The sequence below is a fragment of the Mycobacterium appelbergii genome, assembly GCF_032883035.1.
Lineage (GTDB): Bacteria > Actinomycetota > Actinomycetes > Mycobacteriales > Mycobacteriaceae > Mycobacterium > Mycobacterium appelbergii.
On the sequence record NZ_JAMQTH010000014.1, the window covers coordinates 24,566 to 40,406 of the forward strand.

Consider the following 15,841-nt stretch of genomic DNA (forward strand, 5'->3'; position numbering starts at 1 on the left):
GTCGTATCCACGTCCGGTGAAGCCCTCGAGGGAAAAGCGGTTGCCTGCGCTCATCCTGGTGTCTCCCTTCATTCGACCTGATACCCGCCGGCTCACGACTTGGTCAGCACGACTGCGAGAAGGTGAGCCCGGGCAGCCTTGAGTTCGCCCAATGCCCTGTCCAACTGCCGGCGATGTGTCCGTCTCTTCTGGACCACCAGTAGGTCGGCGTCGACGACCGCCGACAGCACCGACGCGGCACTGCTGTCGATGACCGACGGAGTGATGATGACGACCCGGTCGCACTCTTTGCGGAGATCGTCGATGAATGCGCTCGTCGACGCCGAGGAGAGCAACGCCTCCAGGCCGGGCATACTGCCGCCCCGAACCAGGAACAAATTCTCACAAGAGGTGCTGTGGACGACTTCCTCGAAGGACGACTTTCCTTCGATCAGCTCGGCGAGACCGGGCGCGCCGTCCTCGATGCCGTAGGACGGCGCATACGCGGGATCGAGCTCGACGAGAGCGGTGGCTTCCCCGGTCTCTGCGAATGCCAACGCAAGGCCAGCCCCAACCGACGCAGCCGCCGGCCCGGCGAATGCCGGCGCGATCAGAAGGACATGTGGCGAAGGGTCGTGTGCCTCAAGTTGGACTCGAAGCCGCCGGAGCTGTTCGGCCTCCTCAGGAACCCAATCCACGAGTCGGTGTTTACCTACCCGCGCGGCGTGGTCGGGCGTTGCGATCGGACCGATGGTCGGCGCACCGGTGAACCGTCTGAGTTCTTCGACGGAATTGATCCGGGTTGACAGCACTCGCGTCAGCATCAGGACCAACAACCCGACAGCGAGACCGCCGACGACCCCGTACGCGGCATTCCTGCCGATCTTCGGCGAACTCGGTACCTGCGGCACCTCGGCGGGACTGACTACTGAGACCGTTGAGCGAGGTGTGCTCTGCCCGGCCGGTGTCTCCAGCGGTTGGACATAGCCGATGAAGGACTTGGCCAGTGAATTGGCGATAGCGGCTGCGCGTTTCCCGGAAGGATCTGTCGCAGAGACATCCACGAGTACGGTGCGAGGCACGATGGCTGCGTCCACCCTGCCTGACAACTCTTGCGCCGACATCGGCAGGCGGAGGTCGTCGACCACGCGCTGCGTCATCTGCTCACTGGTGATGATGTGTACGTACGATTCGGCACGCTGTTCGGCGAACTGCCCTCCGGAGAATGCCTCAGAAGAACTGTTTCCGCCCGTTGCGGAGATGAAAAGCCGTGTCGTCGCCGTGTACTCGGGAGTGACCTGCCTGCTCGCCAGGACGCTGACGAACACCCCCGCGGATATCGCGACCGCGAGGATCCACCAGCTACGCCGTATCGCGGCAACGATGGTATGAAAATCCACCGTGATCTCCTTGCTGTATCGGTTTGACGGGGGCGCCTAGCTGACCGGAAAGCGGATTGTCATCGATGAACACCACGCCCACCACATGTCCGCCTGCGAGCAGCAACCGATCGGACACCTCGCGAAGTTCGTCGAACGATGTGCGACTCGCCTTCGCTGTCAGAACGATCGCGTCCGCATGGCGGGCCAGCCGCGATGCCTCGCTGAATTCGATTGCCGCTGGAGTATCGATGATCACCCACTCGTAGGTGCTGCCGAGTGTTCGCAGCATTGCTCCGCTACCCGGCTCATCTGCCGTCGACCCTTCGTCCTCAGGATGAGATCCGAATGGAATAACCTTGATCCCATGCCAATTGGCTTGCGGGTCCGGCGACAACAATCCTGAGTGTTCACCGCGCGTTACCGTGCCGCAGACGAGATCTACGACGGTCTGCTGATTGTCGAGCGACAACGCCGACTCGAGGCGGGAGCCGCGGGAATCGAAATCCACGAAAGCCACCGCCGAGCCGCGGTCCGACAGCACTCGCGCGGCGGTGAGTGCGACCCCCGTCTTCCCGGCACCTCGTTCAGCTGAGGCCACCATGATGATTTTCGATCCGACGATGGAGAGTCGGTCGAGTGTGCTTCGAAGCGATCGGCCGGACTCACCGTCCAGCGGCAGGAATACAGATTTCTCCCACGGAACTGAAGAACGGAAGCTCGCCAGTACCGGTACCCCGGAGGCTTCCGCCGCGTCCTGGGCGCGACGGATCTTTCCGTCGAGCAGCGCCACCACCACCGCGGTGAACGCGCCGGTGATCAGACCCAGCGCACCCATCGCGCCGAGGATCACCCAGGCCGGGAACATTCCTACATGGCCCTGCACCGAAGGAGGTTGCACGGGGATCAACTCGACCCGCGAGACCAGGCCACCCGACACGGACTCGAGTGCGGCGACACTCCGACTTAGTTCATCGATATATGCGTACCCAATGGCTTCGGCTTGCTCCGGTGTATCTCCGGTGGTGATGAGTCGAAGCAGCACTGTGTCGACGACGGGAGCCAGGATGGTCCGGCCGATCAACTCCTGGCCGTCGATATCCAGTCCGACGTCGTTGATTACCCGCTCTGCGATCGACGGACTCCTACTGAGCGCGAGAAAGGTATCCCCCCGCTTCTTGGCGTAGTCGTTGCCCGCGTAGTCGCTCTGAGCATCATCGCGCGGTGTCGACACGAAAAGGATTGACTCGGCGCTGTATTCAGGAGGCGTCACGATGAAGTACAGCGCGGTTGCCGTGACCGCCAACAATGGAATGACCACGAGGATGCGCCACCACCGGCGCAGCACCCGTAGGTAATCATCGAGCGCGCGATTCATGACGGACTCGCAAAACCTTCGCTGATCAATGCTGCGGTGAGCAGATCAGCGATCCTCTTGGCCCCGTTGAAGTTGGGATGGATACCGTCATCGCCCACGTACGGCGACACGTCCGTGCCGGTGAACCAGCCGAGCGCGCCAGGATCGATGAGATCCACTTTGTCGAACTCAGGTGACGAGCGCAGGGCCGACAGGAATTCTTCGCCGACGGTGCGGCCTTCGAGCGTCGGCGGCCGGATCACCAGCTCATTGAGGAACCAGGGGGCGATCACCACGATGCGGCTGTTGGGCCACGCATCGATCACCTGGCTGACCGTGTACAAGACCGTCGGCATCACATCGCTCATGCTGTACACCACGTCATTGCGACCCCCGTCGAGAATGACGATGTCTGCCCGGTACAGCTCTCGTAGCCTCGGCAGGCGCTCGAGGAAAGAGGTTGACGGTCGGTAGTCCTGGCCCAACGGGAGTCGGTGGCCCGGACCACCGTTGATATAGCCAGTTCCCGGTTGAGCCGCGACGTTACATTCCCAACCCATTTCCGTGGCCGACATGTAGCCGTAGCTCAGATCCGGCGTAGTCGGGCCCTGTGTGTAGGAGTCGCCGATGAACAGCACGGCAGGATGGGCCTTACTGGGTAGGCTCGGCGGGATGCCCTCCGCCGCAAACGCCGGTTGCACCACCTGTTGGCCGACTGCCTGCGGGTGAGCGGCAACAAGCGATACACCTGCGACGATCGCGGCCGATAAGGCCAGCACAATCGTGGACAGCCGGGGTTCGCGGGTGTGGCTCACGGCAACACCGACTTGCGTGGATTGCGGATCTGATCCAGCAGAATCGGGTTCAGCTCACGTGCCAACACCGACTGCCCATCGTCGGTGGGCGCGGAATCACCCTGCATCAAACCGTCGGCGACAAGCCAATCCTTGTGGATCAGGGATATGTAGGTGGTATGCGTGACCCGGGCGGCCCTTTCGATGTCGATATCCAGTGTGATGAACACGTCTGGAACCGGCTGGGTATGCCATATCGGGCCGATGATCACAAGCTTCGTGGTCGGTGCTCGTCTTATCAGCTCTGCAAACAGATCGATCGCGGACTGTGTGATTTGTGCGTCGGGTTCTCCGACATCACCCAGCCCGCCGAAAACAACGATCACCGAAGGTTTGGACGCAAGCGCCCTGTCGATTTGTTCTGCGAAGCGTCCGCTTTGGCCGGCGCCACCCGCATAACTCGCGTCACGGGCAGCGGCGATGGAGATACTCAGCGGCGATCCCGCGGCGATCAGGATGGGCCACACGACCTGATTGTTCGTTCCGACACTGTAAGAATCGCCGATCACCGAGACCCGCACCGGGCCATCGTCCGGCGGAGGCAGCGACGGCCGCGTGCGGTCGGTCACCGCGGCCGTCGTGGTAGCGGTCGCAGCGATCAGCAGAAGCGACAACGCAATGGTGCCGAATGTAGACATCCGTGACGCAACCCAGTCCTTCATACGAGCTGCCTCGTATTGCATGCTGCGGCCACGTAGCTGGCCTCCAGTCGTTGCCCGACATTGGACAGTCCGAGATCGTGGATCACCGCGGCGCGCCCGCGATGCCCCATCGAGCGCGCTGCGTCGGGCGCCGCAAGCAGATCGTGGACGGCTCGGGCAACGTTGTGCGCCCCCGGCGCAATCACGATCCCACAGTTGTACTTCCGCACGGTTGGCGCCAGCCCGCACTGCTCGGTGACCACCACCGGCAGGCCCACGGACATCGCCTCGAGCACCGCCATCGGGTATGGTTCGGGCCCCACGGAGGGCAGCACGTACATCGTGGCCCGCCGCATCCGTGCCGGACCGTCGCCGCCGGCAACCGGCCCTTCCCAATTGATGTTGTCGGCCGGCGCCGCTGCTTGCCGGACCCGGCTTCCTTCCCCTTCATCGGGGCCGACAAGTGTGTAATCGGCCGTCACCCCGCGCGCGTTCAATTCGATCGCCGCTTCGACAAAATCAACCGGGCGTTTACGCGGGTGCAGACGAGCCAGATACAGCACCTCCGGTATCGCACGTGCATGAGATGCAGCTTCGTACAGCGGAACTCCGTTCGGCAGTAGCGTGAGGCACGCTTTGCCGGCGGAGATCTCGTCCAACGCATCCCGCTCATCGGTTGTCAGGTAGAACACCTCGTGGGCGCGGCGCAGCAACTTGCCCACGACCGCGTGATCCAGCAGTGGCGCCAACGGATGGGTACCCGGAAGGATCATGCCGTGCGGCTGGATTACGAAGGGAATTTTCAGTTTTGCCATGGTCACCGCGAGCGGAAGCAGTACCAGGTCGCGCGCGAGATGGATATGGGCCACGTCGAACTGAACGCGGGTCCGGATCAGCCAGGTGACCAGATCCGGCGCGCAGATGCCCGCGAAGCCGGTTCGCGGCACCAATCGTCGAGCCCGTCGGAGCACGAGAGGTGTTCCTTCTGTGGACGTCGGCGCAGCAGCGAAACCTCTTTCTGCGGCGGCGAGAGTGACCGCGTGACCTCTGCTCCGCAATGCCTGGGCTTGGTTGAGTGAAACCCGGATCGGTCCGCCGAAGGCGCCGTCGGGGCTCAGCAGCGTTGCCGCATGCAGAATTCGCAAATGCCCGGAAGCGGTTGCGCTCGTCATGATCCTGTCTCGCTCTGCTATTCCCAGTCGACCAGGGTCGGTTTGTCGACCCACGGCGTCCCTGCACATCGGAGTGCTGCGATGTCCGCGTCCACCATGATCACAGCGAGTTCAGGGGCGGACACCTCCGCCTTCCAATCGAGCAATCGGGCTGCCTTGGAGGCATCTCCGATGAGTGCGTCGACCTCAGTGGGGCGCATGTAGTACTCGTCGAATCTCACGTGGTCCTGCCAGTTCAGACCCACGTGTTCGAATGCGATTCGGACGAACTCCCGCACGGTGTGCCCCTGGCCGGTCGCCAGTACGTAATCATCCGGCTCGTCGGCCTGCAGCATCCGCCACATTCCTTCCACGAACTCAGGGGCATATCCCCAGTCACGCACGGCATCAAGGTTTCCCAGGAACAGCTCGTCTTGCGTACCGGCTTTGATCCGGGCGACAGCGCGCGTGATCTTCCGGGTCACGAAGGTCTCACCGCGCCGGGGCGACTCATGATTGAACAGGATGCCGTTGACCGCGAACATTCCGTAGGCTTCGCGGTAATTCTTTGTTATCCAATAGGAGTACACTTTCGCCGCGCCGTAAGGAGACCTGGGATAGAACGGCGTGTTCTCACTTTGTGGGGGCGGGGAGGCACCGAACATCTCAGAGCTCGACGCCTGGTAGTACCGGCACTCAAGCCCGGCCTGTCGCACCGCCTCCAATAGGCGAACCGAGCCCACGCCCGTGACACTTCCAGTGTGCTCCGGCTCATCGAACGACACCCGCACATGCGATTGCGCTGCCAGGTTGTACACCTCGTCCGGATTGACCTTGCTCAACAGCATCGACAGCCTCGCACCGTCGGACATGTCACCGTAGTGCAGGAACAACCTGGCACCAGGTAGGTGTGGGTCCTGGTAGATGTGTTCCACACGAACGGTGTTGAACGTCGACGCCCGCCTGATCAGGCCGTGAACTTCATAGCCCTTGGCTATGAGGAGTTCAGCCAGATATGAGCCGTCTTGACCGGTGATCCCGGTTATGAGTGCGACTCTGCTCATTGCTCCCCCTCGTGATTCGTCTGGGTGAAGGAAAAGTTCGCCTGCATCAGTGCGCCCCGACTGTCCCGGAGTCGACGGCGAGCGCTCTGGCGAAGTCCACGTAGTGCCGCCGGCCGTTCCGCTCCGAGAACTCCTCGCGCCCGAGCCGGCGGGCGTTGTGCACCAAGCGGGCTTGCAGAGCAACGTCGGTACGTACCTCAAACAGGCCATCGACAAGCGCTTCCGGATCGCCGTTGGGCACCAGCAGGGCGGCATCGTGGGAACGCAGAAACGATGCGGTGATGCTGTTCTCGGCGACCGCGGCCACTATCGGCCGAGACGCGGTGGTATATGAAGTGAGCTTGCTGGGAAGCGACATTTCCCTGACTTCGGGACGTTCGTGGACCAGCAGGATGTCTGCCGCTGCGAGCACGACTGGGTAGTCATCCTCGGAGACCGGGTCGACAAACCGGACACCGTCGAGGCCTGCTGCCTTGTCTCGCAGCGCCTGTCGGGTGTTGCCATCGCCGACAAGAACAAATTCAATGGCACCCGGATATCGCTCAGTGGCGAGCCGGGCCGCGTCCAGGACATGCTCCAGACCTTGTTTCATGCCCATATTTCCGGTATGCACGACAGTGAGTCGACCGGTGTCACGCCAGCCCAGTGCGCGGCGGGCCGCGGTCGGCGTGAGGTCAACGGGGTCCACATGTGAAAACAGGGGCACCTCGAGGATCCGGTCGGCGTCCACTCCGCCCGCGATCAGAGCGGGATTGAACCGCTTCGTGATCACGCCAACCCGATCAGCGTGGCGTAGCACCCAGTACTCTGCAGCGGCAACGGCATTCGCCACGCGCTCGCCTGTGCTACCAGACTGGACAGCGCCCTTTCCCACCTGGTCGTGCACGATGGCGCCGAACGGACGTCGATGCCGGCCCACCATGCCCGCGAACGCGGCGCTGACCAAGGGCGTCACGGCGATCACTATGTCGGCACGCGTTGCGGCCACGACAGGTGCGCTCAGCGCCGCAAAGCTCATTTCCTGTCGCATCCGCCCGATCAGGTCGGGTCTGGTCGGTACTGCATGCCGTAGGCGGAAGATGCTCACCGAATCGAAATCGTTTCCGGCAGTGTTATCTTCGCGCCACCAGAGGCCCCTCCGATAGTGCGGGTCTGCGAGGCGCCACTGAGGGTAATGCGGTACCCCGGTAACGACTCTCACGGTTGCCCCAGCCTCGGCGAGTGTGTCGACCAGAAGCGAGTTGTAGGGCGCGCTGCCTGACGGTTCGGGCCGGAAATGGCAGGCCACCACGCAAACCTTCAGACCGGACAGCGAGCCGGAGTCCGAGGCCGACACGCCTACCCGCATCGAAGCGGGCCGATTCACGATCAGTGCGTCACTGTGTCTCATGGTTAGTAAGCACCGTGCCCTTCGAGCACTGCCCGCACGGTTCGCAAGATGATCACCATGTCCTGGACATAGGACCAGTTGTCGACGTAGAAGTGATCGAGGCGGATGCGCTCCTCTGCAGAGGCGTCAGACCTGCCAGATACCTGCCACAGGCCTGTCATTCCTGGCTTGACAAGGCCCCTGCGCTCGATGAAGTACTCAACGGACGAGCCCTCGCCGGGCACCAGCGGCCGCGGACCCACAATGCTCATAGAACCGGCGATTACGTTGAACAGCTGGGGAATCTCGTCGATGCTCGTCTTCCGGAGCCACCCGCCGATCGGTGTAATGCGCGAGTCCGTAGCCGATTTGTAGAAGATGCAGTCGGTCTGTCCCGAGACGGCCCGCTCTGCATCAAGCTGTGTCTCGGAGGCACAGTTCATCGTTCTGAACTTGACGATGCGAAATGGAATGCCTTTGTAGCCTATGCGTTCCTGGCGGAAGAACACCGGCCCACCGTCGTGGAATTTGATCGCGAGCGCCGCCAACACGATGACCGGGCTGAGCATCACCAGCGCAACGGTTCCGAACACCATGTCGAAGAACCGCTTGTGATATCGCAACGCACCGTCGTGCCGAGGCCGGGCGACGTGGAACAGCGGCACATTGTCAATCGGACGGATCTTGAGCCGGGGGCCGACGATATCGACCATGCCCGGTACGACGATCAGGTCGATGCCTAACGCGTCGAGCTGCCAGGTCAGCGTCCGCATGTTCTCCTGGCCGAGTTGCTCGGCCGAAGTAACCGCCAAAGCATCGGCGTTGGTGAGGCGAACCACCTCCGCGACCGAATGTTCGTCCCCCAGAACCGGAACAGATCCGGTGGGCGTTTCGAGCTCAGACCCGACCGGCCCGTGGAAATCGGACAGACAGGCGCCGACCACCCGGTAGCCCGCAGAACTACACCGGTTCAAGGTGTTGCACAACGCGACTACCGAAGGCGGCTTGCCCAGCACCACAATCTGGTTCGTGAACGCACCGCACGCTCTCCTGCGGGCCAGGTTGCGTCGCAACAAGTACCTGCCGGCGAGCAGTCCGGCCACCCCGACCGGCAGGGCTATGGCGAGATAGCCCCGGACAATGCCCACTTGAAACAGCAGATCAGTGACGGCGATGATGCCGAATACCCAGGCGGTGGCGGTAACCACCCGGCGGTACTCCTCCGAACCGATTCCAGCCAGTGACAGATCCCACGACGCCTGTAGTCCCAGGGCCGCGATCCAGATGGCCGCGAGGCCGATCGAGTAGGCAGTAATGTACAGCCAGTCGTGACTGATCTGTGAGCCGTCCGGTGGTAGGCCGAACCGTCCGAGCTGGGCGACGGCGACCGCCGCAACCACGGCGACGGAATCCGTCACCACGACGCGCGTTCGATACGACCGCTTCCATTGACGGCCGCGTGCTTCGGCCTCCGCCATCTTTCGCATGACCCGGTCGGGAGATTCTGATCGGCCACCGGAGTGTGGCCGGAATACGCGGTTCCGCGTTCTGATCGGACGATCCCGCAGCTCGCGGGGAGGTGCGGTCATGATTCACCACCCTGGATAGTTGCCATGCCACTCTTCCGCCAGGATTCCTGGCCGGACACCGGTAAGCTGTCGATCGGATCGTAGAACGGGTAAACGCGGTTGGTGACATCGATATCCGTTGTCTCCAAACCGGTTCGGTAATTCTTGCTCCAGTAGGAGATCCCCAGTTCACGGTCGTAACTCACCGCCTGATGGACCCACCGCTTGCCGACGTAGGGCACATCGCACACGATTCGCGGCGTCGCGAATCCGGGCAGGTAGCCCATCATCGCCGCCTGCAGCTGTTGCGCTTGCGCCAGCGAGGTTCGCCAGTGCTCGGCGTTGGGGATCATGTCGCACATATAGAAGTAGTACGGGAGGATATTGGCCTCGCCCTGCAACGCAAAGCAGAGGTCGAGCAGATCGGTGAGGGTGGCGTTCACCCCGCGCAACAACACCCCCTGGTTTCGCACATCCCGCAGGCCCGCGTCGAGCAGTGCCCGGGTGGCTGCCGCGACCAGTGGAGTCACCGACTGCACATGGTTGATGTGGGTGTGCAGCGCCACGTTGACGCCGCGGGCAGCGGCGGTACGCGCGACGCGATTCACTCCCTCAATGACCTTCGCCTGCAGCCAGTGCTGCGGCAACGCGGCCAATGCCTTTGTTGCCAACCGGATATCGCGGATGGTGTCGATCTCCAGCAACCGCATGATGAACGATTCCAGTCGCGGCCAGGGAACGTTGGCCACATCTCCACCCGACACCACCACGTCACGGACCGTCGGGGTAGACCGAAGATAATCCAGCATCCGGTCTTGGCGATCGGCGGGTTGCAGGGTAAGCCTGCTCTTGATGGTCGTCGGTGTGGAATTGCCGACCAGGTCCATCCGCGTGCAGTGGCCGCAGTATTGAGGACAGGTCGAGAGCAGTTCGGCAAGTACCTTGGTCGGGTATCGATGGGTCAGGCCCTCCACCACCCACATGTCGCTCTCGTGCAACGAATCCCGCTCGGCGTACGGGTGTGATCCCCATTCCGGGGCGCGATCGCTGAGCACCGGCAACATGTAACGCCGGATCGGATCGACATAGAACGCCTCGGTGAGGCTGCCACGGTGCGGAACACATTGCGGAGCCATGGTGTTGAGCATCTGCGGCGGCAGCAACATCGACATGGTCGCGCGCTGTTGCTGATCAGCAGCCAGGTCGGCATAGAATCGCTCGTCGAGCAGATCTCCCACCACATTGCGCAATTGCACAATGTTCTTGATGGAGTGTGCCCGCTGCCATTGCGGTTCTCGCCACTCCGCCTCGGTGACCCGCACCCAGCCCGGATAACGGCGCCAATCCGGCTCGGACAACTTCCGACGTTGGTAGGTGTACGGCTGATCCGCAGCAGCGGTGAAACCAGTGCTCTCAACGCGTTCGGCGAGTGTGGTCATAACGCCATGGCCTTTCGCGAGACGGTTACTTGTTCGGTACCGTGGATCAATTCGGCTGCTACCCGGCGACCCGATCTGATTGCGCCCTCCATGAGCCCGAAGAACTCCAAGCTGGTTTCGGTGCCCGCCCAATGAACGCGGCCATGCGGGGCGGTCAGACTCGGCCCCAGCCGCAGCCAGTCGCCGGGGCCGAACAACGCGGCGTAGCATCCCCTGCTGTATTTCTCGGCCAGCCAGTCGGTCACCGTGCACTGCGTCGGCGGTGGCAACTGCGGAAAGAGCACGCGGGTGTGGGCGAGCACCGCCTCCCGCTGCTCGGCCGCCGAAAGTGCGGAGAAGGCTGATGCCGCCGCCCCGGTGACGAATCCCGTGAGCACACCGGCAGATCCATCCGGCGGAGAATCATCGACCGTGGACAACAACGGTCCGGCCGAGCTCACGGACCAGCCGGACAAGCCAGACTCACGCCACATCGGAGTCGGATAGCTCAGGTGGACCTTGACCGCGCAGCCCCGGCCGGTTGCCGCCGTGGCTCGCGGCATGCGCAGTGCGGGACGGAATTCGATGCGCTGCGCCAACAGCGGGGGTATGGCGACGACCACCTGATCGGCTCGATACTCCGAACAGGTGTGCGCAACATCCGGGACGGTCTGCACCACGACCTCGCCGGCGTCCTGTTTGATCGCACAGACCGGATGGCCCAGCCGCACCCGGTCGCCGAGCCGTCGTGCGAGCGCCAGGGTCAGTAAGTGCGCGCCTCCGTCGATCCGCCACTGCTGAGCCCCACCCTCGAACGCGTTGAGATAGCGGATGCCGCCGCCGGAGCGTAGATAGAACGCCATGTGCAGAGCAGATATCGCCGTCGGATCGGCCGCCATCATCTCCCCGATGAACAGTGGGAAGAACGTACCCGCGTCGGGATGCCTGATCTCCTCGGCGAGCCAACGCGCGGCGGACATCCGGTCGAGACGTCCCGCCTGGCGGCTCTGCCACGGCGCGTCAGTCCGGACCTGTCCGACGAGATCCTCAAGCCGATCGAACAGTTCGCCCAACGCGACTGCGTCCAGCGGAGGCACCCGGCTCGCTGTCGTCGTCCGGTGATCCGACATCAGGAACGTGCTGTCGCCGGTCATCGCTGTCGATGCCACGTCAAGCCCGTGTTCCCGGATCAACGCGAGTAACTCGGTGTGCCGCACGCCCAGATACGCAGCACCCCCGTCGGCCACGACGCCCGACATTCCGACGCCGTGCATCCGGCCGCCCACTCGATCACGGGCCTCCAACACTGTGACATCCGCGCCCGCGGTGGCCAAATCGACCGCAGCCGTCAGTCCGGCCAGTCCGGCACCGACCACGACGACCCGCAGGCCTGGCCCGTTCATGGCACCACGGCGGCAACTTTGGCGAACAGCCCCTCCGCCGAGGGGTTTTCGATGAAGTCCTCCCATGAGAGTTCCGGCCCGAATTCACGTGCGATTGCACTGAGCACGCGGGTGGCGAGCAACGAATCTCCGCCGAGTTCGAAGAAATCGGAGTTCGCATACACCCGTGGGGCATCGAGAACCCGACGGAAGATCTGCACAATATGGTCCGGGCTCATCAACCTGCTCCTTTGTTGCCATAGTCCGCCGCGGCAAGCCGCGTTGCGGTCCGATCGATTTTTCCGCTGGCGGTGTAGGCCAGCGCGTCGACGAATTCCACTCGGCTGGGCACGAATTGGCCGGGTAACCGATCGCGTAGATAGCGTTTCAACTCACCCGCGGTAGTTGCGCCGGCCGCGACTACGTAGGCCGTCAGGACGGTACGGCCCAGCCGCCGTTCACCGGTCACGACGGCGCCCGCTACCGCCGGGTGGGCGGTCAGCTGCATCTCCACCTCAGCCGGATGGACCCGAACGCCAAGGACTTTCACCTGCTCATCGGTCCGGCCAAGTGCGTACAGCAGACCGTGTTCGACGCGCATGACCAGATCTCCGGTGTGGAACCATCGGGTCGCTCCCCAGCCGTGATCGTCGATCGGGAACCCGGTCGCGGTGAGTTCCGGCAACCCGAGGTACCCCGTGGCCAATGAGGGCCCCGACACCAGCAGTTCACCCTCATCGGTCAGGTGGTCGCGCACGTGGGGCAGCGGTCGCCCGAGTGGCGCCTCTGCGCCGTGCGACGTGACATCGGGCTCGGTCCCAGGGCCGCTCAGCTGCACCGCATGGGTGATCATCGTCGTTTCGGTGCACCCATAGGTGTTGAGCAATCTGATGTGCCCGAGCTCGAGAGCACGCCACTGATGCAATCGGGTCGGATCGATCCGTTCACCGCCGATCACCACGAGCCTGACGCAGGCCGGCAGTGTCGCGCCCTCCTCGTGCAGGAAGAACACCAGTTCGTGCCAGAACGCCGTCGGCAGGTCGAGCACGGTGATTTCACGCGCCTCCAGCATGCGAACGAACCGTGGGAATGAGCCGGAATGGGCCTCATCGTCGAAAACCAATGCCGCGCCTGCGGTGAGCGCGGGCAGGATCTCCTCCAAGCAGGTATCCCAGCCGAGCGAGGCGAACTGGAGCACGCGGTCCTCGGGGGTCAGGGCGAAGAGGCGGCGTAGCGCACGCACCGTGACCGTCAGGGCACCCCGCGAGACCACCACCGGCTTCGGCGCCCCGGTGGAACCGGAAGTACACAACACATAGGCTGGGTCGCCGGGGTGCCATAACGGCTGCGGCAGTTGGTCCATCGGTTCGTGTGGGCTTCCGGCGGCGACGAACAATCGGTCCAGGCCGAGCACCGAGGCGAGCATCTCTTTTCGGGCGGCAGGAAGGCTCGCGTCGATCGGGCAATAGGTGGCGCCGGCCTGCAGTATCCCCAACAGGTGAGCGACTACAGCGGGGGTGTGCGAGACCAGTGCACCGATCAGACCGGCTGATCCGGCGGCACCTGTTCTGCGTGCCCGGTAACCCGACGCGGTAGCGCCGACCCACGCTGCGAGATCTCGATACTCGATGCTGCTCCCGCTGTGCACGACAGCAGCGCGATGCGGCCAGTCTCGGGCCGCGGCGGCGAAGTCCGCCACCACATCGCCGACAAGGTTGCTTTCGGGAATGTCGATTCCGTTGGCAGCTGCCAACTGTGCATGCAACATGTCCTCACTCCACCGTGACCGATTTGGCGAGGTTTCGGGGCTTGTCGACATCCCGCCCCAACGCAAGGGCAAGGTTGCGGGCCAGTATCTGCAGCGGCACGGTTGCGGTGATCGGACCCCACGGCGCCGCCGGGTTGTCGATCACGGGAATCGCACTGTCCGCGGAGCCGATAGTGATGATGCGACCGCCGCGAGCCTGAACCTCTGCGACGTTGACGGCCAGCTTGGCGTCGCCGTTGTCGACGACAACGACGGGTGTGCCAAGGTCGATCAGGGCCAGGGGGCCGTGCTTGAGTTCGCCGGCCGGGTAGTGTTCGGCCCACCGGTAGGTGAGTTCCTTGAGTTTGAGGGCACCTTCGGCCGCGTACGGTAGGCCCGTTCCGCGGGCGATGAAGATGAAGCCGCCTGCCGAGACGAGGTCGTCGACGATCGGCGGCACGACGCACTTGGAAACCGCACCGGCGGCGGCCAACTGGTCCGGCAAGCGCCGGAGATCGTCAACAAACCTGGTGGCCGATGCTCTGGACAGCCGATTCGTGGCGACGAGCGCCGACATCATCAGTGCTGCACCAGAAATCACCTGGCACACGAACGTCTTGGTGGCGGCCACCCCGATCTCCGGGCCGGCGGAGCAGCCGATGACAGCGTCGGCGAGCCGCGCCAGTGTGGAATGTGAATTGTTGGTCAGCGCCACCAACGGCGCCTCGCCCATTGACGGAGATTCGACTGCCCGCAGGACATCGGTGGTCTCGCCGGACTGACTTATCGCCACGCACAACTGATGCTCATCGGGTACGTCCGCGGCAGCTTCGCTCCCCACAGAGACAGTCACAGGTACTCCACCGAGCTGGCGCGTCAAGTTGGCGATCACGCCGCCTGCATTCAACGACGTTCCACACCCGATGAGCCTCAACCGTTCGAACCGTGGCAATCCAAGTTGCTTCCAGACCGCACCGTTTGCGATTCCGTCAACCAATTCATCGAGGACCCTGGCAGCCGCTTGGGGCTGCTCGTCGATTTCCTTCGCCATGTAGTCCGTGTAGCCGTCGAGTTGGACATCTCGGCCACGCCACCTGCAGCGGGTGGCTACCGGTGGTCGTACGGCTGATCCCGAACGGCTCCATCGGCCATTCGTGAGTTCGACGACGTCCCCGTGATCGAGTACTCGAAACTCGTCTACCCAGTCGGCGATCGCGGCAATGTCACTGGCTGCGAAGTCACCGTGTGGGGTGTGGGCCACCAGCAGAGGAGACCCGTTGGCAGCCACTGTGATACATCCGGTACCGCGCTCCAGTGCAGCCAGCGCCCACGACCCCTGAGCCCTGGCTAGCGCATGCTGCACAGCTTGGGCAAGATCCCCGCAACTGCGTCGTTCATCCTCGATCAGATGGCACAGCACCTCGCTGTCGACTGTCGTCGCGAACCGGTGCCCGGCAGCCGACAGCTCGGCCCGCAGATCGGCGGCATTCTCGATAATGCCGTTGTGGACGAGGCTGATTGTTCCGGTGCAGTCGGCGTGGGGATGGGCATTTCCTTCACTGACGCCCCCGTGGGTCGCCCATCGCGTATGCCCGATCCCTACCCCGTCGAATGCGGGGCCGGTCCACTGGTCCAGCAGTTCCTCCAAGGCGCCGATCCGCCCGGTGGTGCGTAACCGGATAACGTCCCCGGACGTGGTCCCCAGTGCGACTCCGACAGAGTCGTAGCCGCGATATTCAAGCCGGCGCAATCCCACCCGCAGGTATTCGATTGCCGGCCGATCTGTCCGGCACGCAATGATTCCGCACATCACCGGGCCCCTCGATCGAAGCCGGGGAATGGTGGCTCAGCATCCAGCGACCCTGACGGATGACTCTGAGTTAACTCTCCAAACACCCCTTTACTATGGATGTCTGAAAGCTGTTGGTATAT

General features: G+C 63.4%; 13 protein-coding genes. All 13 read right to left on the minus strand.

Annotated elements, in window-relative coordinates; genetic code table 11:
• Positions 1-92: 92 nt before the first annotated feature.
• From M1247_RS27510 to glmS, 13 genes are read right to left on the minus strand one after another with little or no spacing between them, the layout of a single operon-like run.
• Positions 93-1,379 carry a tyrosine-protein kinase domain-containing protein gene (locus M1247_RS27510; RefSeq protein WP_317159576.1) on the minus strand — a complete coding sequence of 429 codons (1,287 nt, stop codon included), beginning with the start codon at positions 1,377-1,379 and terminating at the stop codon, positions 93-95.
• A complete protein-coding gene (locus tag M1247_RS27515; protein ID WP_317159577.1) occupies positions 1,342-2,736 on the minus strand; it encodes a Wzz/FepE/Etk N-terminal domain-containing protein in 1,395 nt (464 codons plus the stop codon). The genes M1247_RS27510 and M1247_RS27515 overlap by 38 nt, the downstream gene beginning before the upstream one ends.
• Positions 2,733-3,530 carry an SGNH/GDSL hydrolase family protein gene (locus M1247_RS27520; protein WP_317159578.1) on the minus strand — a complete coding sequence of 266 codons (798 nt, stop codon included), beginning with the start codon at positions 3,528-3,530 and terminating at the stop codon, positions 2,733-2,735. Before M1247_RS27520 ends, M1247_RS27515 begins: the two co-directional genes overlap by 4 nt.
• On the minus strand, positions 3,527-4,252 hold the full coding sequence (locus M1247_RS27525; protein ID WP_317159579.1) for an SGNH/GDSL hydrolase family protein: 726 nt from the start codon (positions 4,250-4,252) through the stop codon (positions 3,527-3,529). The genes M1247_RS27520 and M1247_RS27525 overlap by 4 nt, the downstream gene beginning before the upstream one ends.
• A complete protein-coding gene (locus M1247_RS27530; RefSeq protein ID WP_317159580.1) occupies positions 4,228-5,382 on the minus strand; it encodes a glycosyltransferase in 1,155 nt (384 codons plus the stop codon). Before M1247_RS27530 ends, M1247_RS27525 begins: the two co-directional genes overlap by 25 nt.
• 17 nt (positions 5,383-5,399) lie before the next feature.
• On the minus strand, positions 5,400-6,425 hold the full coding sequence (gene gmd / locus M1247_RS27535; RefSeq protein ID WP_317159581.1) for a GDP-mannose 4,6-dehydratase: 1,026 nt from the start codon (positions 6,423-6,425) through the stop codon (positions 5,400-5,402).
• Positions 6,426-6,471: 46 nt separating this feature from the next.
• Positions 6,472-7,815 (minus strand): glycosyltransferase family 4 protein, encoded by a 1,344-nt coding sequence (locus M1247_RS27540; RefSeq protein WP_317159582.1) that lies wholly within the window; start codon positions 7,813-7,815, stop codon positions 6,472-6,474.
• Positions 7,816-7,817: 2 nt separating this feature from the next.
• Positions 7,818-9,383 carry a sugar transferase gene (locus M1247_RS27545; protein WP_317159583.1) on the minus strand — a complete coding sequence of 522 codons (1,566 nt, stop codon included), beginning with the start codon at positions 9,381-9,383 and terminating at the stop codon, positions 7,818-7,820.
• On the minus strand, positions 9,380-10,801 hold the full coding sequence (locus M1247_RS27550; RefSeq protein WP_317159584.1) for a KamA family radical SAM protein: 1,422 nt from the start codon (positions 10,799-10,801) through the stop codon (positions 9,380-9,382). Before M1247_RS27550 ends, M1247_RS27545 begins: the two co-directional genes overlap by 4 nt.
• Positions 10,798-12,183: a flavin monoamine oxidase family protein gene (locus M1247_RS27555; protein ID WP_317159585.1), complete on the minus strand. Its 1,386-nt coding sequence runs from the start codon at positions 12,181-12,183 to the stop codon at positions 10,798-10,800. The genes M1247_RS27550 and M1247_RS27555 overlap by 4 nt, the downstream gene beginning before the upstream one ends.
• Positions 12,180-12,401 carry an acyl carrier protein gene (locus M1247_RS27560; protein WP_317159586.1) on the minus strand — a complete coding sequence of 74 codons (222 nt, stop codon included), beginning with the start codon at positions 12,399-12,401 and terminating at the stop codon, positions 12,180-12,182. The genes M1247_RS27555 and M1247_RS27560 overlap by 4 nt, the downstream gene beginning before the upstream one ends.
• Positions 12,401-13,930, minus strand: coding sequence for an AMP-binding protein (locus M1247_RS27565; RefSeq protein ID WP_317159587.1), 1,530 nt, complete (start codon positions 13,928-13,930; stop codon positions 12,401-12,403). Before M1247_RS27565 ends, M1247_RS27560 begins: the two co-directional genes overlap by 1 nt.
• A 4-nt stretch (positions 13,931-13,934) precedes the next feature.
• Positions 13,935-15,719 (minus strand): glutamine--fructose-6-phosphate transaminase (isomerizing), encoded by a 1,785-nt coding sequence (glmS, locus tag M1247_RS27570; protein ID WP_317159588.1) that lies wholly within the window; start codon positions 15,717-15,719, stop codon positions 13,935-13,937.
• Positions 15,720-15,841 lie beyond the last annotated feature (122 nt).

Excerpts from the sequence above, each read along its gene's own strand:
- glmS (WP_317159588.1), bottom strand. The coding sequence starts at position 15,719 with ATGTGCGGAATCATTGCGTGCCGGACAGATCGGCCGGCAATCGAATAC.
- M1247_RS27525 (WP_317159579.1), bottom strand. The coding sequence starts at position 4,252 with ATGCAATACGAGGCAGCTCGTATGAAGGACTGGGTTGCGTCACGGATG.
- M1247_RS27540 (WP_317159582.1), bottom strand. The coding sequence starts at position 7,815 with ATGAGACACAGTGACGCACTGATCGTGAATCGGCCCGCTTCGATGCGG.
- M1247_RS27555 (WP_317159585.1), bottom strand. The coding sequence starts at position 12,183 with ATGAACGGGCCAGGCCTGCGGGTCGTCGTGGTCGGTGCCGGACTGGCC.
- M1247_RS27565 (WP_317159587.1), bottom strand. The coding sequence starts at position 13,930 with ATGTTGCATGCACAGTTGGCAGCTGCCAACGGAATCGACATTCCCGAA.
- M1247_RS27550 (WP_317159584.1), bottom strand. The coding sequence starts at position 10,801 with ATGACCACACTCGCCGAACGCGTTGAGAGCACTGGTTTCACCGCTGCT.
- M1247_RS27560 (WP_317159586.1), bottom strand. The coding sequence starts at position 12,401 with ATGAGCCCGGACCATATTGTGCAGATCTTCCGTCGGGTTCTCGATGCC.
- gmd (WP_317159581.1), bottom strand. The coding sequence starts at position 6,425 with ATGAGCAGAGTCGCACTCATAACCGGGATCACCGGTCAAGACGGCTCA.
- M1247_RS27530 (WP_317159580.1), bottom strand. The coding sequence starts at position 5,382 with ATGACGAGCGCAACCGCTTCCGGGCATTTGCGAATTCTGCATGCGGCA.
- M1247_RS27515 (WP_317159577.1), bottom strand. The coding sequence starts at position 2,736 with ATGAATCGCGCGCTCGATGATTACCTACGGGTGCTGCGCCGGTGGTGG.
- M1247_RS27545 (WP_317159583.1), bottom strand. The coding sequence starts at position 9,383 with ATGACCGCACCTCCCCGCGAGCTGCGGGATCGTCCGATCAGAACGCGG.